General features: G+C 61.0%; 24 protein-coding genes, 2 other RNA genes and 1 pseudogene. 12 read left to right on the top strand and 15 right to left on the bottom strand.

Translation table 11 applies throughout. The features are described from left to right. From BM059_RS17285 to BM059_RS17265, 5 genes are all read right to left on the bottom strand, one after another. Nucleotides 1–1,193, bottom strand: a 1,193-nt coding sequence (locus BM059_RS17285; protein ID WP_074940414.1) for an aspartate aminotransferase family protein, incomplete at its 3' end; no start/stop codon positions are given. A 23-nt stretch (nucleotides 1,194–1,216) separates the two neighbouring features. Beyond that, nucleotides 1,217–2,563, bottom strand: coding sequence for a glutamine synthetase family protein (locus BM059_RS17280; RefSeq protein ID WP_074940411.1), 1,347 nt, complete (start codon nucleotides 2,561–2,563; stop codon nucleotides 1,217–1,219). 27 nt (nucleotides 2,564–2,590) lie between these two features. Further along, nucleotides 2,591–3,148, bottom strand: coding sequence for a helix-turn-helix domain-containing protein (locus tag BM059_RS17275; protein ID WP_017677233.1), 558 nt, complete (start codon nucleotides 3,146–3,148; stop codon nucleotides 2,591–2,593). Nucleotides 3,149–3,164: 16 nt separating this feature from the next. Then, complete coding sequence (locus tag BM059_RS17270; RefSeq protein ID WP_074940408.1) at nucleotides 3,165–4,454, bottom strand: NAD(P)/FAD-dependent oxidoreductase; 1,290 nt, start codon at nucleotides 4,452–4,454, stop codon at nucleotides 3,165–3,167. Between the two features lie 79 nt (nucleotides 4,455–4,533). Continuing rightward, nucleotides 4,534–4,833 carry a putative quinol monooxygenase gene (locus BM059_RS17265; RefSeq protein ID WP_074940405.1) on the bottom strand — a complete coding sequence of 100 codons (300 nt, stop codon included), beginning with the start codon at nucleotides 4,831–4,833 and terminating at the stop codon, nucleotides 4,534–4,536. Between the two features lie 494 nt (nucleotides 4,834–5,327). Here BM059_RS17265 and BM059_RS17260 point away from each other — a divergent pair, with 494 nt between their 5' ends. Next, entirely contained in the window at nucleotides 5,328–6,275 is a 948-nt protein-coding gene (locus tag BM059_RS17260) for an AraC family transcriptional regulator (protein WP_074940402.1), read from the top strand. Between the two features lie 78 nt (nucleotides 6,276–6,353). Here BM059_RS17260 and BM059_RS25885 read toward each other — a convergent pair whose 3' ends face one another. The 7 genes and pseudogenes from BM059_RS25885 to dnaX form a co-directional block, all read right to left on the bottom strand. Further along, on the bottom strand, nucleotides 6,354–6,449 hold the full coding sequence (locus BM059_RS25885; RefSeq protein WP_449240074.1) for an acyl-CoA dehydrogenase family protein: 96 nt from the start codon (nucleotides 6,447–6,449) through the stop codon (nucleotides 6,354–6,356). Between the two features lie 35 nt (nucleotides 6,450–6,484). After that, nucleotides 6,485–6,592: pseudogene (locus tag BM059_RS25880) on the bottom strand (acyl-CoA dehydrogenase family protein); the annotation flags it as partial. 23 nt (nucleotides 6,593–6,615) lie between these two features. After that, nucleotides 6,616–7,764, bottom strand: coding sequence for an acyl-CoA dehydrogenase family protein (locus tag BM059_RS17250; RefSeq protein ID WP_074940396.1), 1,149 nt, complete (start codon nucleotides 7,762–7,764; stop codon nucleotides 6,616–6,618). A 66-nt stretch (nucleotides 7,765–7,830) separates the two neighbouring features. Next, nucleotides 7,831–8,412 carry an eCIS core domain-containing protein gene (locus tag BM059_RS17245; protein WP_074940394.1) on the bottom strand — a complete coding sequence of 194 codons (582 nt, stop codon included), beginning with the start codon at nucleotides 8,410–8,412 and terminating at the stop codon, nucleotides 7,831–7,833. A gap of 29 nt (nucleotides 8,413–8,441) precedes the next feature. Continuing rightward, nucleotides 8,442–9,041 carry a recombination mediator RecR gene (recR, locus tag BM059_RS17240; RefSeq protein WP_074940391.1) on the bottom strand — a complete coding sequence of 200 codons (600 nt, stop codon included), beginning with the start codon at nucleotides 9,039–9,041 and terminating at the stop codon, nucleotides 8,442–8,444. A gap of 212 nt (nucleotides 9,042–9,253) precedes the next feature. Continuing rightward, nucleotides 9,254–9,580, bottom strand: a complete 327-nt coding sequence (locus BM059_RS17235; protein WP_074940389.1) for a YbaB/EbfC family nucleoid-associated protein — start codon at nucleotides 9,578–9,580, stop codon at nucleotides 9,254–9,256. Between the two features lie 23 nt (nucleotides 9,581–9,603). Then, entirely contained in the window at nucleotides 9,604–11,691 is a 2,088-nt protein-coding gene (dnaX, locus tag BM059_RS17230) for a DNA polymerase III subunit gamma/tau (protein ID WP_074940386.1), read from the bottom strand. A gap of 464 nt (nucleotides 11,692–12,155) precedes the next feature. On the opposite strand from dnaX, the gene BM059_RS17225 reads away from it, so the two are divergent. Continuing rightward, entirely contained in the window at nucleotides 12,156–12,377 is a 222-nt protein-coding gene (locus BM059_RS17225; RefSeq protein WP_074940383.1) for a hypothetical protein, read from the top strand. 53 nt (nucleotides 12,378–12,430) lie between these two features. After that, a complete protein-coding gene (locus tag BM059_RS17220; RefSeq protein ID WP_074940379.1) occupies nucleotides 12,431–12,718 on the top strand; it encodes a DUF3509 domain-containing protein in 288 nt (95 codons plus the stop codon). A gap of 121 nt (nucleotides 12,719–12,839) precedes the next feature. Here the strand turns inward: BM059_RS17220 and ffs (BM059_RS17215) are convergent. Continuing rightward, nucleotides 12,840–12,936: signal recognition particle sRNA small type (gene ffs, locus BM059_RS17215), an RNA gene on the bottom strand. 332 nt (nucleotides 12,937–13,268) lie between these two features. Here ffs (BM059_RS17215) and BM059_RS17210 point away from each other — a divergent pair. The 9 genes from BM059_RS17210 to BM059_RS17175 all read left to right on the top strand — a co-directional run bounded on the left by BM059_RS17210 (nucleotide 13,269) and on the right by BM059_RS17175 (nucleotide 19,734). Beyond that, nucleotides 13,269–14,450, top strand: coding sequence for a DUF4236 domain-containing protein (locus tag BM059_RS17210; protein ID WP_074940375.1), 1,182 nt, complete (start codon nucleotides 13,269–13,271; stop codon nucleotides 14,448–14,450). Nucleotides 14,451–14,824: 374 nt separating this feature from the next. Further along, complete coding sequence (locus BM059_RS17205; RefSeq protein WP_074940372.1) at nucleotides 14,825–15,403, top strand: recombinase family protein; 579 nt, start codon at nucleotides 14,825–14,827, stop codon at nucleotides 15,401–15,403. A 328-nt stretch (nucleotides 15,404–15,731) separates the two neighbouring features. Next, nucleotides 15,732–16,016: a hypothetical protein gene (locus BM059_RS17200; protein WP_074940369.1), complete on the top strand. Its 285-nt coding sequence runs from the start codon at nucleotides 15,732–15,734 to the stop codon at nucleotides 16,014–16,016. After that, a complete protein-coding gene (locus BM059_RS17195) occupies nucleotides 16,013–16,744 on the top strand; it encodes a hypothetical protein (RefSeq protein WP_074940365.1) in 732 nt (243 codons plus the stop codon). The genes BM059_RS17200 and BM059_RS17195 overlap by 4 nt, the downstream gene beginning before the upstream one ends. Before the next feature lie 390 nt (nucleotides 16,745–17,134). Beyond that, a complete protein-coding gene (gene rnhA / locus BM059_RS17190) occupies nucleotides 17,135–17,638 on the top strand; it encodes a ribonuclease HI (RefSeq protein ID WP_074940362.1) in 504 nt (167 codons plus the stop codon). 119 nt (nucleotides 17,639–17,757) lie between these two features. Further along, nucleotides 17,758–17,913, top strand: coding sequence for a hypothetical protein (locus tag BM059_RS25420; protein ID WP_167364579.1), 156 nt, complete (start codon nucleotides 17,758–17,760; stop codon nucleotides 17,911–17,913). Next, nucleotides 17,910–18,764, top strand: coding sequence for a BRO-N domain-containing protein (locus BM059_RS17185; RefSeq protein ID WP_074940358.1), 855 nt, complete (start codon nucleotides 17,910–17,912; stop codon nucleotides 18,762–18,764). The genes BM059_RS25420 and BM059_RS17185 overlap by 4 nt, the downstream gene beginning before the upstream one ends. A 510-nt stretch (nucleotides 18,765–19,274) precedes the next feature. After that, entirely contained in the window at nucleotides 19,275–19,523 is a 249-nt protein-coding gene (locus tag BM059_RS17180; protein ID WP_074940354.1) for a hypothetical protein, read from the top strand. A gap of 10 nt (nucleotides 19,524–19,533) precedes the next feature. Next, complete coding sequence (locus BM059_RS17175) at nucleotides 19,534–19,734, top strand: hypothetical protein (protein WP_074940351.1); 201 nt, start codon at nucleotides 19,534–19,536, stop codon at nucleotides 19,732–19,734. 29 nt (nucleotides 19,735–19,763) lie between these two features. Here BM059_RS17175 and BM059_RS17170 read toward each other — a convergent pair whose 3' ends face one another. After that, entirely contained in the window at nucleotides 19,764–21,152 is a 1,389-nt protein-coding gene (locus tag BM059_RS17170) for a site-specific integrase (protein WP_074940349.1), read from the bottom strand. 81 nt (nucleotides 21,153–21,233) lie between these two features. Further along, nucleotides 21,234–21,330: signal recognition particle sRNA small type (gene ffs, locus BM059_RS17165), an RNA gene on the bottom strand. Nucleotides 21,331–21,393: the final 63 nt, after the last annotated feature.

Here is a 21,393-nt window from a genome sequence, read left to right as displayed (position 1 = left end):
CCCGGATAACGTTTGCGCGTCGCCTTGTCCTGCACCAATTCGATGGCACCGAGCATGCCGACACCGCGCACTTCGCCCACCAGCGGGTGATCCGCCAGCTCACGTAGACGACTCTGCAAATACGGTGCCGTTTCTGCTTTCACCCGTTCGACGATGCCTTCTTCCTTGAGAATGCGCAGGTTCTCAAGACCCACCGCTGCCGCCACCGGATGGCCGGAATAGGTGAAGCCGTGGTTGAAGTCGCCGTGCGCCTCGATCACCTCGAATACCTTGTCGCTGACGATCAGCCCGCCCATCGGCACGTAGCCGCTGGTGAGGCCTTTGGCGATGGTCATCAGGTCGGGTTTCAAATCGTAATACTGGCTGCCGAACCATTCGCCGGTACGGCCGAAGCCGCAGATCACTTCATCGGCCACAAACAAGATGTCGTATTTGCCGAGGATTTCCTTGATACGCGGCCAGTAGGTTTCCGGCGGGATGATCACGCCACCGGCGCCCTGGATCGGCTCGGCGATAAAGGCCGCCACGTTGTCCACACCCAGCTCGAGAATCTTCTTCTCCAGCTGGTCAGCAGCCCAGATACCGAAGGCTTCCGGGGTCATATCGCCGCCCTCACCGAACCAGTACGGCTGCGGGATATGCGCGATACCGGGAATCGGCAGGTCGCCCTGCTCGTGCATGAACTTCATGCCGCCGAGGCTGGCGCCGGCCACGGTGGAGCCGTGGTAGCCGTTGTCACGACCGATGATGATCTTCTTGTTTGGCTGGCCCTTGCACGCCCAGTAGTGGCGCACCAAACGCAGCATGGTGTCGTTGCCTTCGGAGCCCGAACCGGTGAAGAACACATGGTTCATGCCGGCCGGCGCCAGCTGGGAAATGGCGTGCGCCAGTTCCAGCACTGGCGGGTGCGCGGTCTGGAAGAAGGTGTTGTAGAACGGCAGCTGCAACATCTGCTTGGCGGCGGCTGCGACCAGCTCCTCGCGGCCATAGCCGACGGCCACGCACCACAAGCCGGCCATGCCATCGAGGATCTTGTTGCCCTCGCTGTCCCACAGATGCACGCCCTTGGCCTCGGTGATGATGCGCGGGCCCTTCTCGGCCAACTGCTTGTAATCACTGAACGGCGCCAAGTGGTGGGCCTTGCTCAGGGCCTGCCAGTGTGCGGTGTTGGGGTTGTTTACGGCGTTGTTCATGGCGCCTCCTTCTATCCGTGACATCACAGGTACCAGCGGTATTCGCGCGGGCTGATGTCGTGCATGAAGGCCAGGTGATCCTGGCGTTTGTTCTCGCAATAAACCATCACGAACTCGCTACCGAGGCCGGCGGCGACGCGCTCGCTGGCCTGCATGCGGCGCACGGCGTCGAGCATGTCCGTGGGAAAGTCGACGCCGCTTTCGCGGTCGTCATTCAGTGGTGCGATGGGCTCGACCTTAGCGTCGAGGCCTTGCTCGATGCTGGTCAGCAGCGCCGCCAGCACCAGGTAAGGGTTGGCATCGGCGCCCGGCAGGCGGAACTCCAGGCGCAGGTTGCGCGCGTCCGACTCGGGGATACGCACACAGGCGTCGCGATCCTCGAAGCCCCAACTGGCCTTGCTCGCCGAGTTCACCTGGGCGCCGAAGCGGCGGTAACTGTTGTGGTTCGGCGCGTAGAGCGGCATCAGCTCCGGCAGCAGTTCCAGGCACCCGGCCACGGCATGCCGCAGCGGGCGCTGCTCGTCACGGGCCAGCAGGTTGTCGCCGGCCTCGTCGTACAGGCTGACGTGGATGTGCATGCCGCTGCCCGGATATTGCAGGTATGGCTTGGCCATGAAGCTGGCGCGGTGGCCGTATTTGAGCGCCACGCCACGGGTCACCCGGCAGAACAGCGCCGACCAGTCGGCCGACTGCAGCGGGTCGGCGTTGTGGCTGAAGTTGATCTCGAACTGCCCTGGGCCGATCTCGGCAGTGATCACCGTGGTGTCGATGCCCTGCAGGCGCGCGGTCTCGGTGATGTCGTCGAGCACCTCAGCGAAGCGTGACAACCGCTCGATGTGCATGTTCGGTTGGTCGTCGGCATCGCCGCTCAGGTCATCGCGGGGGTACTGCGGCAAGCCATCCTTGAGCGCCTTGTCGAACAGGTAGAACTCCAGTTCGAAGGCCACCACCGGACGAATGCCACGCGCGGCCAGGCGTTGCACCACGCGCGCCAGCACCTCGCGCGGTTCAAACTCGATGGGCGCTTCGGTGCCATCGGAGCTGATCAACATCTGCCCCAGCGGCTGACGCTCCCAGTTCACCAGCTTGAGCGTGCCGGGGATCAGGCGCCGCGGCGCGTCCGGGTCGCCATCGTGGAAGCAGTAGTCACCGATCTCGTAGAGCCCGCCCTGAGCGCCGAGCAGCACGCAGTTCTGCGGCAGTTTCAGGGCACTGCCGGCAGCGACCTTCTCCAGCATCTCGATGGGGTAGCGCTTGCCATAGAAATGCCCGGGAATGTCCAGGCAGATCAGGTCGACGAAGCGCACCTCGGGGTGGGCCTGGCGAAATTGATGGACTTCGTCGAGCAGCTCAACTCGGGTGGCGTTCATTGGAGTCATGTCCGGTTCACGGGAAAGTTAGGTGTAGATCCACAACACGCGCGCTGGCGTGTCGCCCTGGTTGGCATAGCGCAAACGCGCGTAACTCGGGACCTGGAAGGCATCACCGGGATACAGCGTGGCGCTCTCTTCATCCTCGCCCAACCACAGCGTCAACTGGCCTTCGAGCACATAGCCGGCCTGCTCGGAGCGGTCGCTCATCTGCCGTTCGCCACTGCTGGCACCGGGCTCGAGCAGACTGTCGACGACCATGAAGGCGCCCTGCAGCGTCGGTGAGGCCATGATGTCGGTGATGCCACCGGCCAGGTACAGGGTGCGGCGCTCGTCCGGGCGAGTAACCCAGTCCAGCGCCTTGGGTTTGGGCAGGCTGTAGAAATAGGTGGTGGGCACATCGAGCGCCTCACTGATGGCGGTCAGATCCTCCACCGTCGGGCGCGACAGACCGCGCTCAACCTGCGAGAGAAAGCCCACCGAGCGGCCAATGCGCTCGGCCAGTTCGTTGAGGGTGACCTTCTTGTGCTTGCGCAGGTCGTGGATGAGCACGGCCAGCGCTGCCATTTCCAGATTCTTGTCCATCTCTGGGCTGTCCATTTCAGAAGCTGTCTCTTAATCGGTACCAGGCCTTGCCAATGGCCTCGAGCGGCGCCGCCAGGCGCTCGCCGAATGGAAATTCGGGATTACGCAATTGCTGATACAACGCCAGTTCGTCGTCATTGCCGAGGATCGCGTCGCTGACTGCCCGAGCCGCCGCCAGCGTCGGCAGCACACCATGGCCGGAAAAGCCCTGCAGCCAGTAACGGCCATTCTCGCCACCGACATCCGGGGTGCGCGCACGGGTGATATCGATATGCCCGCCCCAAGCGAAGTCGATGGCTACGCCTGCCAGTTGCGGAAAGACGCGCTCGAGGAAAGGCCGGGTGGCCGCCGCCATATCCTTTGGCAAGCCGCCGAGGTAGGTGCAGCCGCCACCGAACAGCAGGCGGTGATCCGGAGTGCGGCGGAAGTAATCGAGAACGAACTGGTTGTCGGTCACGCAGGCATTGCGCGGCAACAACGCCTCGGCGCGCTCGACGCCCAGCGGCTCGGTGGCGACCTGGTAGGTACCAACCGGCAGAATGCGCCGGGCCAGACGTGGCGCCAGGCTGTCGACATAGGTGTTGCACGCCAACACCAGGGTGTCGGCCTGCACACTGCCCTGCTCGGTGCGCACGCGGTAGCCAGCAGCATGTGCGTCCTGGCTCAGCGCACGACTCTGCTCGAAGATCTGCCCACCGGCGCGAACGAAGGCCGCGGCCAGCCCGAGTGCCAACTTGAGTGGGTTGAGATGCCCTGCCTCAGGATCGTAAAGCCCGGCTTGATAGCGCTCGCTGGCGACCCACTGCGGCATCTGCTCACGGGAGACGAACTGCAGCGCACGGTGCCCCCATTTGTAGGCGGCCTGCTCCTGCCACTCATGCAGCAGCGCTACGCGGCGCGGCAGCACCGCCGTCCACAGGTGGCCGTGACGGTAATCGCAGTCGAAGCCGTGACGCTGAGGCAGTTCACGCAGCTCACGGGCTGCCCAGGCCATGCCGCCCCACAGACACCGCGTACGCTCGAGGCCCAGCGCCTTTTCCAGCGGTGGCATATCGCAGGACCAGCCCAGAATCGCCTGCCCGCCATTGCGACCGGACGCGGCCCAGGCCACGCGACTGGCTTCCAGCAGGATCACCCGCTTGCCCGCTTCGGCCAGGCGCAAGGCGGTGTGCAGGCCACTGAAACCGGCGCCGATCACCAGCACATCGCACTGCCGATCACCTTGCAGCACTGGATGGTGCGTCAGTCGATCCTTGCAGCTATGGGCGTAATAGCTGTCGACGTGCTCACTGGCATGGCGAAACATAGACGACTCATGAAATTTAAAATAATTAATTTCATGAAAATCTATAGAGATAATTTCACAAAGGCAAGCCTGGGCGACCTCAGGCGACCTGCTGCTGCAACTCCATGCCGCATTCAAGATGGGTGAACAGCCCCTCGTCTATCGCCTGGGCCACGACCCGACGCAGGCCTTCGCTGCCGAGGAAGGTGTCGCGTGCCGCTGCCGAGTACCAATGCCCTTCTACCTGCCAAGTCAGCGGATCATTGCGCAACGGGAATACGCGCAGGCGTTCGCAACCCGGCATATCTCGGCCAACCTCGTGCAAACGCGCCAGGCACTGCCCCAACCGGATCGAACGGCCGGGGCGGGCACAAACGGTCATACGGTGAATGATGCTCATGGCAACCTCCTGGAGATGGATCAGTACATACCGGCAGCGTTTCGCTGCAAAACATGGGGTGCTGCGTGCGGCTCTGCCAAAGCCGCTTCGTCGACGCTCCTGGAGTCAAGCCAGGCCGTGGCGAGCAACAACAGGGCCAACGGTGCGATTAGCCATCTGCTGGACATGGCCTGCTCCTTGATTGACGTATGGGGCACCGCTCAGCGGGTGAAGTGCTACTGCAGGCGCTCGGGCCGACGCATCGGCACGGCGCGATGGCTGCAAAGATCAGCCAGGAAGTCATCAGGGCGTTAGTCGATTACTGGCAAAATCTTGCCTAAAACTGCACCAGCTGAATGTGCACCAGGTAGGTGTGCTGCTGCGCAAGATTCCTTGAAATACTCTGTATCACTGGTCATTTGCCCATTACTGGCAAATATTTGCCTAATCCTGCCGCCCCTCATGACTTGCCTGAAAAACCTGGCTAGGCTTCGCTGACTTTCCGGAGGCGCGCCATGCAGTCACCCATTCACACCGCCACTAATCTCGAGACTCCCCTTGCCGAACTGAGCCATGAAATGGCACGCCTGGTCGAACGCTTCGTCCCCGAAGACGGCCTGCACCTGACCGCCGTTCCCGGCCTGAAACTGGCGCGCGCCACCACGCCGAGCCTACCCATGCAGACGGTCTACGACCCCTGCCTGTGTATCATCGCCCAGGGCCGCAAGGAGATCCGCCTCGGCGATGAGCTCTACGTCTACGACCCGTTGAATTACCTGGTGGCATCGGTGGTGCTGCCGGTCACCGGCCGGGTGATCGAGGCCAGCCCGGAAGCGCCATACCTGAGCCTGGCACTGGAGATCGACCCGGCATTGATCAGCAGCCTGCTCACCGAAATGCCGCCCATTCCAGCACCGGATGCCGCGTCACAACGCGCGCTGTTTCTCGATCGCCTCGACCCACGCCTGCTCGATGCGGTGATTCGCCTGCTACGCCTGCTGGAAACCCCGCGTGACATCGCCATGCTCGCGCCATTGGCCTTACGCGAGATTTTCTATCGCATGCTGCTCAGCCCGCAGGGCCATCGCCTGCATGAGATCGTCATCGCCGACAGCCAGAGCCAGCGCATCTCCCGCGCCATCGAGTGGCTGCGCAAGAACTTCGACCAGCCGCTGCGCATCGAGGAACTGGCCCGCGAGGTGAACCTGAGCCCCTCGACCCTGCACCACCGTTTCAAGGCCGTTACCGCGTTCAGCCCGCTGCAGTACCAGAAGCAGTTGCGCCTGCAGGAGGCGCGCCGGCTGATGCTGTGCGACAACCTCGAAGCAGCGGCGGCCAGTTACCGTGTGGGCTACGAAAGCCCGTCGCAGTTCAGCCGCGAATACAGCCGCTTGTTCGGCGATCCGCCGCAACGCGACATCGCCCGTTTGCGTCAGGCGGCACAGAATCAAGTCGCGTCCTGACAAAGAGAGGCGCCTCGACTCAGCGCCATCTCTAATCGCGGCTGAGGCCGCTCCTACGGATTCTCCCGAGCCTGATATCTAGAGCCCCATCTGCTTGGCGATGATCTCGCTCATGATCTCTCGCGTGCCACCGCCGATGGAGAGGATGCGGTTGTCGCGGTACAGGCGCTCGATTAGGGATTCGCGCCATTGAGGCCCAAATGCCGCCTCTACAATCCCATCTGCTTGGCGATGATCTCGTTCATGATTTCTCGCGTGCCACCGCCGATGGAGAGGATGCGGTTGTCGCGGTACAGGCGCTCGATTAGGGATTCGCGCCATTGAGGCCCAAATGCCGCCTCTACAATCCCATCTGCTTGGCGATGATCTCGTTCATGATCTCGCGCGTGCCACCGCCGATGGAGAGGATGCGGTTGTCGCGGTACAGGCGCTCGACGAGAGACTCGCGCATATATCCCATCCCACCCATGATCTGCACGGCATCGTAGGTCAGGCGGTCGGCAATATCGGTGGCGAAGTTCTTGGCCATGGAAATCTCCTTGATCACGCTCCTGCCGGCCGCCATTTGCGCGGCCTGGCGGTAGGTGAATTCACGGGAAACCTCCAGTTGCGTGGCCATCTCGGCCAGGCGGTGCTTGAGCACCTGGAACTTGCCCACCGGCTTGCCAAATGCCTGGCGCTCGCGCGCCCATTTCATGGACTCTTCCAACGCCAGTTGCGCGGTCATGTTGGCCATGATCGCCAAGCTCAGACGCTCGCTCTGGAAGTTGGCCATGATGCAGGCAAAGCCGGCGTTCTCCACGCCGATCAGGTTCTCCACCGGCACCCGGCAGTCGTCGAAGAACAGCTCGGCGGTATCCGACGCCCACCAGCCCATCTTCTTCAGCTTGCGCCCGACGCTAAAGCCCGGCGTGCCCTTCTCCACCAGTAACAGACTCACACCACCAAATCCTTCGCTACCGGTGCGCACCGCCACCGTGTAGTAATCGGCACGCACGCCACTGGTGATGAAGGTCTTGCTGCCGCTGATGCGGTAGTGATCGCCGTCTCGCACGGCGCGGGTCTTGAGATTGGCCACATCGGAACCACCGGAAGGCTCGGTCACCGCCAGCGCCATGATCTTCTCGCCGGCCAGCACCTGCGGCGCCACGCGCTCACGCACCGCAGGCTTGGCCCATTTGACGATGGGCGGCAAACCGATATCCAGCGAGCCGAGCCCGGCCACCAAACCGCCCGAGCCACTGCGCATCAGCTCCTCGCTGGCCGCCACCTTGGCGAACACGTCACCCTCGTAGCTGCCACCGTACTGTTCCGGGTAACCGATACCGAGAATGCCCGCGGCGCCGGCCTTGAGGTACAGCTCACGAGGGAATTCCTCGGCCTCCTCCCACTCGTCGATATACGGCAGGATCTCGCGCTCGACGAAGCGTCGAACGGAATCACGAATCAGTTGGTGAGATTCATCGAAATACGACAGCGAGGCGGCCATGCGGGTACTCCCGTTATTGTTTTGACCACCCTAACCTAGCGCTTGCTTGGTTTTCAAGCGAGCGTTTCATTTCTGCTCGCGCAACGCCTTTCTCACCCGCTCGCCCATCTCGTAGGCTGGCCCTTCCACCGACTGGAAATTGCGCGTGTAGCGCTGGGCGAAACCATCGGTGCCCCACTCACGATACTGCTGCACATGCCAAAGCTCATGCGCCCACAGCGCCGCGTCCTGCGCTGCGGCATCGGCGCTGCGGAACACCACCACATCGACCAGCGTCACGGCCTGTACATCAGGGTTCTGCAGCATGACGGTGGCGGCGTCCATCTCGTCGGTAATGCCCACGCGATAGCGCGCTTCATCGAGCAGCGCATCGTCGTAAAACGGCGCGAGCTGTGCGCGAATCATCAGAGGAATGGGCTCGGTGCCAGCGCGTAGCGCTGCCTGGCGCGACTGCAACAACCACGCCTCGAGACGGGCAGCAGCCAGGTTCACACCGTCTTCGCGCACCCGCACTGGATCCGGCACACACAGACAGGAAGCCCCCAGGCAAACCTGGATCTGCCCAGTCGGGCATTGAGCAGCCTGTGCAACCAGAGGCGCGGCGAGCAGAAACAACAGAGCAATACGGCGCAGAGTGTCGTTAATCACAGGCACTCCGAGTGCGGCGGCTTGATGAATTACAAGCTGATCGGGCGCCGACCGGCCAGTGCATGCGCCAAGGTGCCGCCATCGACCAGCTCCAGCTCACCACCGAGCGGCATGCCGTGGGCAATACGCGAGGCAACCAGACCTTTGCCAGCAAGAATCTGCGCGATGTAGTGCGCTGTAGCCTCGCCCTCTACCGTCGGGTTGGTCGCCAGGATCACTTCGCTGAACGCACCGGCCTCGATGCGCTCCAGCAGCGCAGGAATACCAATCGCCTCTGGCCCCAGGCCATCGAGCGGCGACAGGTGCCCCTTGAGCACGAAGTAACGACCGCGAAAACCGGTCTGCTCGACAGCGTGCACATCCATCGGTCCTTCGACCACGCACAGCAGACTGTCGTCGCGGCGCTCGTCCAGGCACAACTGGCAGATCTCGTCTTCGCTCAGGCTGCGGCAACGCTTGCAGTGCCCTACGCCCTCCATCGCCGCATTCAGCGCCTGCGCCAAACGCTGACCGCCGCTGCGATCACGTTCGAGCAGCTGCAGCGCCATGCGTTGCGCGGTCTTCTGCCCTACGCCAGGCAGGATGCGCAGGGAGTCGATCAACTGGCGAATCAGGGGGCTGAAGCTCATGGAAGTCCTGCAAAAGTTGGCGAGCAATGATCTGGTGGGCTAAAGCCCACCCTACGAACTGAACATGCGATCAACACAAGTAAGAGTGGCGATCAGGCGGCGTGCAGGGCAAGGCGCCGGCGGACGAGGAACCGCAGTGTGCTGGAGCACATGAGGATTCCGAGTTCGCCGGCAACGCCGCCATGTGCGTCGACTGGACGACACGAAGCCTGTCAGAAAGGCATTTTGAAGCCAGGGGGGAGCTGCATACCTGCAGTCATGCCGGACATCTTGTCCTGGCTGTTCTGCTCGACCTTGCGCACGGCGTCGTTGACGGCAGCGGCGATCAGGTCTTCAAGCACTTCCTTGTCTTCCTGCATCAGGCTGTCATCCAGAGTGATGCGCTTGACGTCGTGACGACCAGTCATCACCACGCTGACCAGACCGGCACCGGACTGACCGGTGACTTCGGCATTGGCCAGTTCTTCCTGCATCTTCTGCATTTTTTCCTGCATCTGCTGAGCCTGCTTCATCAGGCCTGCCATGCCACCTTTCATCATGTCGCTATCCTCGGTGTTCTGAATTAACTGGGAGTATCAATAGGTTCGATGCTGTCGTCGCGTATCTTCGCGGCGAACTGCTGAATCATGTGCTGCACCAGCGGATCGGCATGGATCGACGCCTCGGCGCTGCGCTGGCGGTCGGCGCGGCGGCGGGCGGCGGCCTGCGCCGGGGTCTCCTGCTCGGGCTTGCACAGCTCGATGCGTAATTTGATGCTGCGCCCCTGCTGCTGGTTCAGCGCATCATTCAGACGACGCTGCTGAGTCGGGTTGAACAGCGCGCTGTGCGCCGGGTCAAGGTGCAGCAGCCAGTCGTCGCCATTGGCCTCGATCAGGGTGCAGTTGGCAGCGATGCTACCGGTCATGCCGCCCAGGCCAAGCTGCGGGAACAGTGACAGCCACTCGGCCGCCAGACCGGTAGCCGGCTTGGCGGCCGGCAATGGTTCTTCGACCGCAGGCGTCTCGGCTTCGGCGTGACCGAAATCGTAATCGAGCGTTTCGGCGTCCATCTCGACATAGTCGTAGTCGCCGGGCGGCGGCTCATCGTCACCGCCCTCGGCTTCCACCACAGGCGGCACAGGCTCGCTCGGCGTGGCAAGCGCAGTCGCTACCAAGGCTTCAGGCTCTGCGGCCTTCACCTCAGGCACAGCCGGAGCGACGGATTGAGCAGGCTCGGCCACAGGCTCCGCAGGTGTGGCCGTTGCCCAAGGCACATCGACAGCGACAGGCGCTGCGGGCTCAGGCTCAGGCTCAGGCTCAGGGGCAACGATAGCGGTCGCTGCAACTGGAGGCTCAACCTGCGCTTCCGGCTCACTCACGGCAGGTTCAACGACAGGCGCTGGCGAGGCCGAAACCACCTCCACCAGGGCAGGCGCAGCAGCTGCCGGCGCGACCACCGGCGCTGGCGAAGAAAGCACAGGTGCAGGAGCCGGCATAGCGGTGCCGGCCACTCGACTCTGTTGGGAATCAGCAGTGGCCTGGCTGATCCCCAAGGGCTTTAGCGTGACCCTGGGCGCATCGTCGGCCCCTGCCGGACGGAAGGCCAACATCCGCAACAGCGCCATCTCGAAGCCACCACGCGGCTCGGGTGCCAGAGGTAGATCACGACGACCGATCAAGCCCATCTGATAGTAGAACTGCACGTCTTCGGCCGGCAGGGCCTGAGCCAGCTGCAGCACACGCTCGCGATCGCCCTGGCCATTGTCGACGGCATCGGGCAGCGCCTGGGCGATGGCGACACGGTGCAGAACGTTGAGCATTTCCGCCAGCACGCCATTCCAGTCCGGCCCCTGCTCGGCGAGGTGACGCACCGCCTCGATCAGCGCCCGCGCATCGCCTTCGATCAACGCATGCAGCACGCCGTAGACCTGACCGTGATCAAGCGTACCGAGCATGGCGCGCACATCGGCCGCCAACACCTTGCCTTCACCGAAGGCGATGGCCTGGTCGGTCAGGCTCATGGCGTCGCGCATCGAACCATCGGCAGCGCGGCCGAGCAGCCACAGGGCGTCGTCCTCGAACGGCACGTTCTCGGCGGTCAGTACGTGAGTCAGGTGCTCGACCACGCGCTCCGGCGGCATGTTCTTCAGGGAGAACTGCAGGCAGCGCGATAGCACGGTGACCGGCAGCTTCTGCGGGTCGGTGGTAGCGAGGAGGAATTTGACGTGGGGCGGCGGCTCTTCCAGCGTCTTCAACAGGGCGTTGAAGGAACTGGTGGAGAGCATGTGCACTTCGTCGATCAGGTAGACCTTGAAGCGGCCACGGCTCGGCGAATACTGCACGTTGTCGAGCAGCTCACGGGTGTCTTCGACCTTGGTGCGGCTGGCGGCGTCCACTTCGATCAGGTCGACGAAGCGCCCCTCGTCGATCTCCCGACACACCGAACAGGTGCCGCAGGGGGTGGAGCTGATGCCGGTTTCGCAGTTCAGGCACTTGGCGATGATCCGCGCGATAGTGGTCTTGCCCACGCCGCGCGTACCGGTGAACAGGTAGGCGTGGTGCAGGCGCTGGCTGTCCAGGGCATTGATCAGGGCTCTGAGCACATGCGTCTGGCCGACCATTTCGCGGAACGAGCGCGGACGCCATTTACGTGCAAGAACCTGATAACTCATGGAAAACCGTCATGTGAGGAAAGCAAAAGTGGGCTAATCCTAGCGGAGCAACCAGCAAATTGCATCCGCCAACCGAACCCTGTAGACGTCGCACACGGACTCTATAAATAGCGCTGGTCAATTCTTGAACAACCGCGTATGATCCGCCCCGTTCGTACCACGCTGTAAGTCAAAAAGGCCTTTGCGCCCCCTCGCTGGTTTCCCGGTTCAACGTCTAGCGCATCTGCGCACTGCCGCCCTCCCCGATCCCATCTGCTGACTGATCAGGCCAACTCGCCGTTTATCGGTGCAGTTCCTCTGCCTGCCTCCGACGTACCGACCACGCCGAAGAACCGTAACAATGGAACTTTATCGTGCTAATCAAGCTCCGATCGGTTGACATGCTATGGCCGCTTTTCGGCCAACCACATGGAGCTACACCACGCGCAACGAAGCGCACATGCTTTAAGGAAAGACCTAGAAAAATGAACACTCAACATCAAATTCAGAAAGCCATCAGCACCCTGACTCACGCCTTCGCTCCGTTCGACTGCCGTATCCAGGCCGCACGCAAGGGCAGCTTCAGCTTTACCCTGGTCGACAAGACCGGTATCGCCCAGTACAGCCAGCGACTCTACCCTGGCCAGTACAGCGACGACTCGCTGCAACAGGTGATCGAACGCACCCGCCAGTCGCTCATCGCCTGAACCAATCGGCCATCCCGAGGTCGAAGGTGACCAACCTCAGGATGGAGTAGGACATGGAACTCACCAACCAACAGCTCGTCGATCACCTGTTCAATCCGCTGCGCGCCAGCTTCAGCTCGCCTCGCCCGGATGGCAGCATCATCCTCGCCCTGCTCGACGAGAGCGACAGCACTGTCTATAGCCGCGTCCTGGCCAAGCCACAAATCGCCGACCAGAATGCCTTCGCCCAGAGCCTGGAAGAAATTCGCCTGGAACTGGCCGTAAGGGCCGGCAATATCCCAGCCGATCTGCGCAAGACGCTCAAGGAACAGGACAGCGTGTTGAATTACCGCATCGCCTGAGCCTGCAAACAGCCAAAAGCCCGCGCCCAAAGCGCGGGCTTTTTATTGCGCACAGCAAAAAAACGCCAGATAGGCGCTGGGGATACTGAGATAGAGGGAGGCCTGGAAAACTGGAGGTGGACCCCACCAGCCACACCCCGGCACACGATGTTCCCGCTGTGGCTGCTCCCTTCCGGGCCTGACCAGGTTAACGGGTAATCATTGCGAGGGGACCGGCAGGGCCACCATAACGCTGCTAAAAAGCCCGTTCTAGAGCCTTCATGAGTCAGCGCCACCTCTGAAGCGGTCTTCACCAGACCACGCAGAAAAATGGAAATCGAGGCCATTGTAGGCGACCTCCTGGGGCTGCCTGCAAGACACTTTGTACCACCTGTTTGCCCCCCTTTTGTACCACTTGAGGGGCAGGTACAGGCGCCCATTGCTGCCACCTGCAGGCCTCAAAGCCCCCCGAGAGAGCCGGCAATATAGGTAACGGCTTGCAAAATTTGCCTTGCTTCTCCAGGCTCGCGCTGGAAAACAATAATGACGCTAGCAATAAGGAGAGCTCGTCATGGCGATGCGATTCAGGAAATCAATCAAGCTAGCCCCTGGCGTCAGAATGAATATCAGTGGGTCAGGCGTTGGCTGGACACTGGGACCACGGGGCGCATCGGTAGGAATTGGCAAACGGGGAGCCCGGCTGAACACCAGCTTCATGGGCTTATCCAGCAGTCAAAAACTTTCGGGGCCTTCCAGACCGGCCAGACCCGCACAACCGAAAAGCCAATCGACTCTTGTGTCCCTGACCTGCGCCCTGCATGACGACGGTACGCTGACCTTCCACGACGCTGACGGTAACGATCTACCTGAACATGTGATTGAGGCAGCCAAGAAGCAGAACAAGGAGCACATCCTTGGGATGATTCAACGCAAGTGCGATGACATAAACGGGAACATCGCTGCTCTCGGCACCATCCACTTGGAGACCCCCAGCTGCACTTCTAGACCAGTCTATGTCGAAGTGTCATTCAGTGAGCCAGAGCCAGCCCCTCCCCACCCTCGTAAACCGAACCTGCTGGATAGGCTGCTCAAGAAACGCATGCAGCGTCTTGAGGCGTTAAATGCTGAAGCCTATGCGCACTTCACTTCAAGCCATAACGCTTGGTCAGGCCAGCGGACAAACCACCTGCGGGATGAGCAGGACAGAAGACGATTGGTCGAGGAAGGTATATACAACTCCACCTCCGACATGGAAGCGTGGCTGGAGTACACCCTTCAGGACATTTGCTGGCCGAGAGAGACCGATATCTCCCTGGAGTTACTGGACGGCGGAGACTGCGTTGTGCTGGACGTCGACCTTCCTGAGATCGAGGACATGCCTACAGCCACCGCAAGTGTGCCGAGTAGAGGCTTGAAGCTATCGGTCAAGGAGCTGTCCGCAACAGCCGTCCAGAAGCTCTACATGTCTCACGTCCATGCTATTGCCTTCAGGATCATAGGAGAGACGTTTGCAGCGCTACCCAAAACAACTAAAGTCGTTCTCTCCGGCTACTCACAGCGCCCGGACAAGACCACCGGAAGAATCACGGACGAGTACCTTTTCTCCGTTCGGGTTGACCGGGGCGCTTGGAGCGACATTGACTTTCGCCGCCTGTCGGACATTGACGTCGTTGAAGCACTGACACGATTCGATCTGCGCAGACAAATGTCGAAGACGGGAATATTCAAGGCCATCGAACCCTTCCAGCAGTGATTACATAGGAACGCCCTCGCCACTGGCTATTGCTGGCGGGGGTAGCCCTACAGTCAGGCTATTTTTCAACGAAAAATCTGAGCGACCTTTTTTAAGTATGGTCGCGACAGAGCCCCCCGTACCCCACACCGTCTCCCATACACCAGCGCTGCCTTGATCGACATCACGTCAGGGGCGAGCCCCTCCCTAGCTGCGCTGACATTACTAACTGCGCGCCACGCCTGGCTCAGGAAGTACACCTTGTGAGCCATGCCAGGCGACCTCACGGCGACACGGCGGAATGAGCCCTGCAGCCTAGCTCAATTGTGTTGACTTTCAATGACCCACAAGGCAGATTGAGAGCCTACCTTGTGAGCCAGTCGGAGCCCAGCACCATGACCACTATCCTTGCCTACACCCGTGTCAGTAGCGACGGCCAGTCAGTTGAGGCCCAGCGCCACGCTATCGGGCAACGCTACAAGGTCAGCGACGATGGATGGTTCACCGACGAGGCCACCAGCGGCACAACCAAGGCCCTGGAGCGGACAGGCTTCAAGGCGCTGTTCACCTTTGCCAGGAAGGGCGACACCGTCATCGTCGCAGCCATCGACCGCCTGGGCCGTAACACCATCGACGTCCTGGAGACAGTCGAGGCACTGAAGGCCAAGGACGTCACCGTCATATCCATGCGCGAAGGCTTCGACCTCGCTGGCCCCCACGGGAAGATGGTCTTGACCATACTGGCCGCTGTTGCCGAGTTGGAGCGGGAGAACATCAAGGCCAGGCAGATGGCGGGCATCAACAAGGCCAAGGCCGACGGGCGCAAGCTGGGCGCACCCAAGCAGCACGACGACGCCGCTATCGCTTCCTGGAGAAAGGCGAACGGCGCAAGCATCCAGGCCACTGCCGACCACTGGGGCGTCTCTACGGCCACTGTGAAGCGCGCCTGTAGGGCACACCCTGTCGAGGCCTGAGCGCCACGCCAGCAGCACGCCAGGCGGCTCCGGGAGCAGGGACCACATCGAGCAGGGCCACCCTAACGGCCCTCCTCCAGGCCTTTACAGCCCCCCATTGAACAACCAGCTCCAGCCCCCTGCAAAACCCATCCCCGGCCATTTGCGGCCACCCCTTGTGTGAACAGCGCGAAGCACTTCTGGAGGCCGGGAAGTATTTGCGGCCCAACCTAGTGTACAGCGACGTGCTGTAGCCATCCCCCACTTCCCCGCGACGACTACGCCCCCCTGCCCGGAACACTCCAGGCGGGGCGCTGGCGTTCGCTCTATCACCAAGGACTTCGATCCAATGAACACCACCACAAAGCTGGTGCGGTTGAACCTGCACCTGCGCCCTGACCACATCGACCGACTGACCACCCTGGCCTGCGCCTTGGGCAAGAAGAAGTGCCGCGACACGCGCCTAGCTGAAGCCATGGAACTGGCCCTGACAGCGGGCTTGTCCTGGGAGGATGACGACCTCCTGGACTTGGGCCGTAGCGACCGTGAGGAGCCTTGCTGGCTCGCTCTCGGCCCTATCGTCAGGCAGCCTAATGTCACGCCCACCCTGGATACCGGGAAGCGACCACAATGAAGCCGACCGAGAAGGTGACCGATAGCCAGAAGCAGCAGGTCATCCAGCTACTGCAGACCAAAGCCTCCGAACGCGCCATTGAGGAGCAGACCAAACTATCCCGACGCCAGATACGTAAGATCAAGCAAGAGGTGAAGGAGACCAACGATGGCAATCCACTGGTTTATGACCACCAGACAACAATGACACGTGCAACCGCCATCGCTGAGTTGGTGAAGCTGAGCACACGACCAGGTGGGGTACGTCGCTCTGAGATGTGGCCGGTCTTACGTGAATTTTATGGTCTTCGTCTAGACCGTAATAAGGGGACGTGGGTGCTCGATATGACGGACTCCCAGTATCAGTACCTGAAGAAGCAGGTCACGAAAGAAGCCTCCGCCAAAGGCAAAGAAGCGTTGTTCATACCCGAGTGGCTTCCCCGACAGGCCCCCGTTGCAGCCAACGATACACTGGTCAGCATGGCTGGATGCCTCCACGACCGAGCCCAGGAGTATGCCTCCGAGTTCATGTCCCTCTTCCCGAGTGCGTCCAGGAAACACGTATTCACAGAGCTGGTCAGTCTAGCGTTCAAGCAAGCGTCCGCCGAACCTGTCGAGATCAAGTGCCAACGGAACGCTGAGACGGCTGAACTACTTCAAGGACGACTCGGCCATCTGGCCCGACGACCAGCAGCAAACGATGCCCCAACCGTCAAGACCGACGTCGAGCTTGATCGGCTATGCCTCTGACCTCAGACAGTAGCCATACCCCAGACAGATGTGTGCAGGGCAGTCGTGCATCAGCTGTCTGAACAAGGAAAGCCTGAGCATTAACAATGAAGTGAGGATGGAATAAGGACTACCCCCCCTGTCCGTCCTCCTTGGTCTTCTTTCTTGGTCGGTCTCTTCGGAAAGCCGACAGCGGCTGCGCTACTGCCGCCCTCCACGACCGCCCCTGACATAACGCTCCCAAGGCTGCATTGAAAGCTGCCTCCTGAGCGGACCAGTGAACCACCTATAACTCTGTCGGGAATTGGTCCGCTCCGCCCTGTCCATCCTACCCCCATCAGCCACCAGGCGCCCTCCGCTGAGGATGCCGGGAAGGTTGCACCTCAAATTCACTATCAAGGAACGCACCACATGACCGCACGTACCTACACCGCCTTCACCGACGGCTCCTGCCTCAACAACGGCACCATCATCGCCAGAGCTGGCTGGGGCGTCGTCATCCGCAACGCGGAAGGCGTCACCATAGAGGCCGCAGGCCCACTGAAGGACGGCCACCATCCGACCAACCAAAGGGCTGAACTGACTGCCGCCATCGAGGCCTTAAAGATCATAAAGAAGCCTGCTGTGGTCGACCTCTACACCGACAGCAACTACGTGGTCCAAGGCATCAATTCCTGGATGACGAAATGGAAGGCCAATGACTGGCGGAAGTCAGATAAGAAGCCCGTCGAGAATGTAGACCTCTGGAAGGCCCTCGACACCCTGCTTGGTCTACACAGCGTCACCGCCCACTGGATCAAGAGCCACAGCGGCCACATCGAGAATGAACGTGTCGACGCACTCGCCGCGAAGGCAGCAGCGCTCCAGAAGTCGCACAGTAAGCGGATTCCTGCTGTAGAAACCCCCGTGGTCTAACCCACTATCACGCCCCTGCAGAGCCCTCCCTGAAGGTTCGCTCGGGCGTGTCTTCCCCCCTGCTGTTTTCTGGTCGACCTGACCAAGCGCGGCCTAGCGCTCCTGCAGGGGGACAAACAATGAACCAGCAACCCACCATCGAGGAGCGCCTGGAGCAGGCCAAGCAAGCCATGCGCGATGCCCTGTTCGTCCTGGACAAGAACATCGAGGACATGAGGGAGCATCGAGCACGCATCCGGGAAGCCCTGGTCGAGCTGCAGGAGGTGAAGGCATGAGCCAGGTACAGAAATTCAACTTCGGCCTGATGGACTTGCGCGTCATCGAGCAGGACGGCCAGCCGTGGTTCGTGGCTGCAGACGTCTGCGCGGCCCTTTCTATCGGCTGGGATAAGACGAACTACCGTTACGCCCCGAGCCGCGTCGTGGGCTATCTGGACGCTTCCGAGAAAGGGAGCAAAAAGATTGCTAGCCCGAGCAACGGCTCGCAGAACACCCTCATTATCAGCGAATCCGGCCTATACAAGCTGGTCATGCGCTCCAACAAGCCCGAAGCCCGCGCCTTCCAGGACTGGGTCACGCGGGTAGTCCTGCCAGCCATCCGTAAGGACGGCGCCTATGTCCTGGGCGAGGAGAAGGTAGCGACCGGCGAAATGGACGAGGACGAGCTGGTACTGAAGGCCATGGGCATCATGCAGCGCAAGCTGGAACGCCTGGCCCAGGAGAAAGCCGCCCTGGAAGCCACCAACCAACGCCTCCTCCCGGCTGCTGAAGTCGGCCAGGCGGTCGGCCAGCGCTCCCGTATCGGCGTCGTCGAGTTCGCCCGCAAGCTGGAAGGCGTCAACACCATGCAGGTACAGAAAGACCTCATGGTCATGCAGTACCTGTTCAAGCGCGACGGGCACTGGGCCGTGCGGCACAAGTTCAAGGGCGTCCTGTTCGACGAGGTACTGGCACCCGATGGACGCTCGAAAATCGTCGTCCTGGAGAAGGGACAGCAGCTCCTGGTCAACCTCTATCACGACGAACGCCTGACCATGAAGACCGGCTTCAAGCCTCTACCACGCCTGGCTTTGGAGATACCCTGCCCAAGGCTAACCAAAGAAAGTTACACAGAGTTGGAAAATTGACGGAACCATGAACCGTGCTGAAGCAGGGGCAACGCTATCGCCGAATTGACGGGGCCTACAGAGAAATCAACTAAAAGCAGTCACCAAGACATCGGAAACCGACGAACGGTAATCGACGTCTAAGTACAAGATTCTAAAGGGAGATCAAAAAACAACCACATCTAGCGCACACGTTATCCACAGGCTGTTCTTCACCGTGGCGTTGCAGAGCCTATCTGGGCACATTATCTTGATGCCCACGGAGCAGAGCACCACAAGATATTGTGTTCTACCCGTACTGCAGACCTCATTGCGAGGTCGAGTGAAAGGAAGTCAGCGAGCAACTGCGCCTGAAGTTGTGGAGACGACAGCGCAGTTACCCGCCCCACCGGGAGCTCAGCAGTAGTTACACGAACCGGCCCTGACGGGGGGCCAATTAAGCAATGCGACAGTTGTTCCGTCAACGCGCATCTGCCGAATGGTTCCCCAGCTGGCCGAATACCGAAATCGCCTATTGGAGGTAATACCATCATGGCGAAGAACGACAAAGATACATCGGCCAGCATCGCTACGTTGGCATCCGAAACACTCCGCGACCCTAATGCTTCTGCAATCGCAAAGAGCCTTGCCGGCTCCGCACTTGCGCAAGCAACCACTGGGAAAGAGACCGGAGCTGACATGGAGAGCAAAGCTTCGCAGGCACTCCGCAACCCACGCTCCAGTGACACCACCAAGGCCTTGGCTGGCTCGGTGGTTTCGCAGAGCAACAAAAAGCGCTGAGGAGACCATCATGGAACGTTACTACGTCAACCAGCGTCAGCAGGCAAATGGTGACCATGAGGTGCATAAAGCCACCTGCCAGTACCTCCCTGTTAATCGTACAGACCTTGGTTATCACGTCGGTTGCCAGACCGCTGTGGTCGCGGCTCGCCGCATGTACCCCACCGCCAATGGCTGCTACTACTGCTCTTACGTCTGTCACACCACCTGACGATAAGGGGGCCAGGGAGCGGCCCCTGTTTAGGGTGCTTTCAGAGTTACCATTTCCACCACCGGCACCAGTACCTCCGGCCTGAAGTCTTTCCCATAACGACCGAATGTTATCCCCCCTGTCTGGTGCCCCAGCACACCGCCGACCAGCGCCTCAGACACCCCCTTCTGCTTCAAGTGGTCTGCGAATGTATGCCGGAAGCTGTGGAAGTCCTTCTTCCCCTCAAAGCCCAGCTGCGCCCTGACCCGAGCGAACCATTTGGAAGGGGCAGCACTGTAGCCATGCTTCTTGTGAAGAGTCAGCTCCGGGAATAGCCGCGCATGCCCATCTACACGCAGGCTGGCGACATACTCCATAAAACCAAGGGCCTTCAGGCGAGAGTGAATCGGGACCAAACGCTCAGAGCCATCATTCTTGAGCTTCTGGTCTGGCCGGCCCTTCCGTATGTGAAGACAGTCCACACCATTAACGACCACGATATCGTCCAGGTACAGCTGACACAGCTCATTCAGCCGTGCGCCCGTATAGAGCCCCAACAGGGGTAGCCAATACTGGTTCGGCTTCGGCCCATTTGCAGGCGCGTACCTGCTCCTGTCGAACAGGGCCTTCAAGTCGGCTTCAGTGAACGCCGAACGCTCCTGGTTCACCTTCCCCCTGCGCTTGATGCCAAGCCTGTAGAACGGGTTCTTATCGCAGTACCCCTCCCGGATGGCATAGGCGAAGAACGTCGTCAGGTTCTTCACGTAGTTGTTGAACGTAGTCTGACTGATGGTGGACTTGGCCTCGGCAATGGCCTGCTCCAGGGACGTGACGGACAGCTGGTGTATCCGTGGCGGCAGCTTTAACGCGGTCTCCCGGAACTGCTGGGTCTCCTTGCGGGTGATGAGGTTTATCGGATGGTCTCCGATGACGCGGACGAACAGGGAAGCCATTGCCCGCTTGTCGTCCAGGGTCTTGGTAGAGACACCTTCCCGAGCTTGCTGACGCAGGTACTCGTCAACGACCTTGGAGAACAATGGCGCCAACGGCGGCTCGTCACGAATGGGGACCGTATTGGCCTTCTGCGGCCCCCTGCTCGGCTGCTCCCGAGGATTAGCTATCACGGCCTCGAAGGTACTAACCAACTGCTGCTGGCGCAGCCAGGAGGCCCAGCTAGCAACGCGCTTCCCACCCGCCTCCCAGGCGCCCTTCAGGAGGTCCAACGATGGCCGACGCCCCTGGAACGCCTCTGTGAACAGTCGCTGGGTCTGCAGCAGAAGCTCACGCCCACGGATCAACGCCTCCCTACGGCAGCGCGTCTGGAGCGACCTGCGTATCTCCCGTTGAGGGAACAAAGGGCGAATGACTTCAGGCACCACGATACGGAAATAGAAGACCGAATGGCGCGACAGGAGAAGGTAAGACGGGACAGTAGACACGGATGTATCACTCCTTGTACCACTGCGTGGATTGGAGTGAAAAACCGTTCAGAATCAATGACTTAAGTCACTGGAGGTGGACCCCACCAGCCACACCCCGGCACACGATGTTCCCGCTGTGGCTGCTCCCTTCCGGGCCTGACCAGGTTAACGGGTAATCATTGCGAGGGGACCGGCAGGGCCACCATAACGCTGCCCGCCATTGCGACGAGCCGCGCCATTGTAACGGCTAAACGTAAAC

The organism is Ectopseudomonas composti (assembly GCF_900115475.1).
Classification (GTDB): Bacteria; Pseudomonadota; Gammaproteobacteria; order Pseudomonadales; family Pseudomonadaceae; genus Aquipseudomonas; species Aquipseudomonas composti.
The sequence above is the reverse complement of the archived record's forward strand: the minus strand, read 5'-3'. Positions and strand labels throughout refer to the sequence as shown.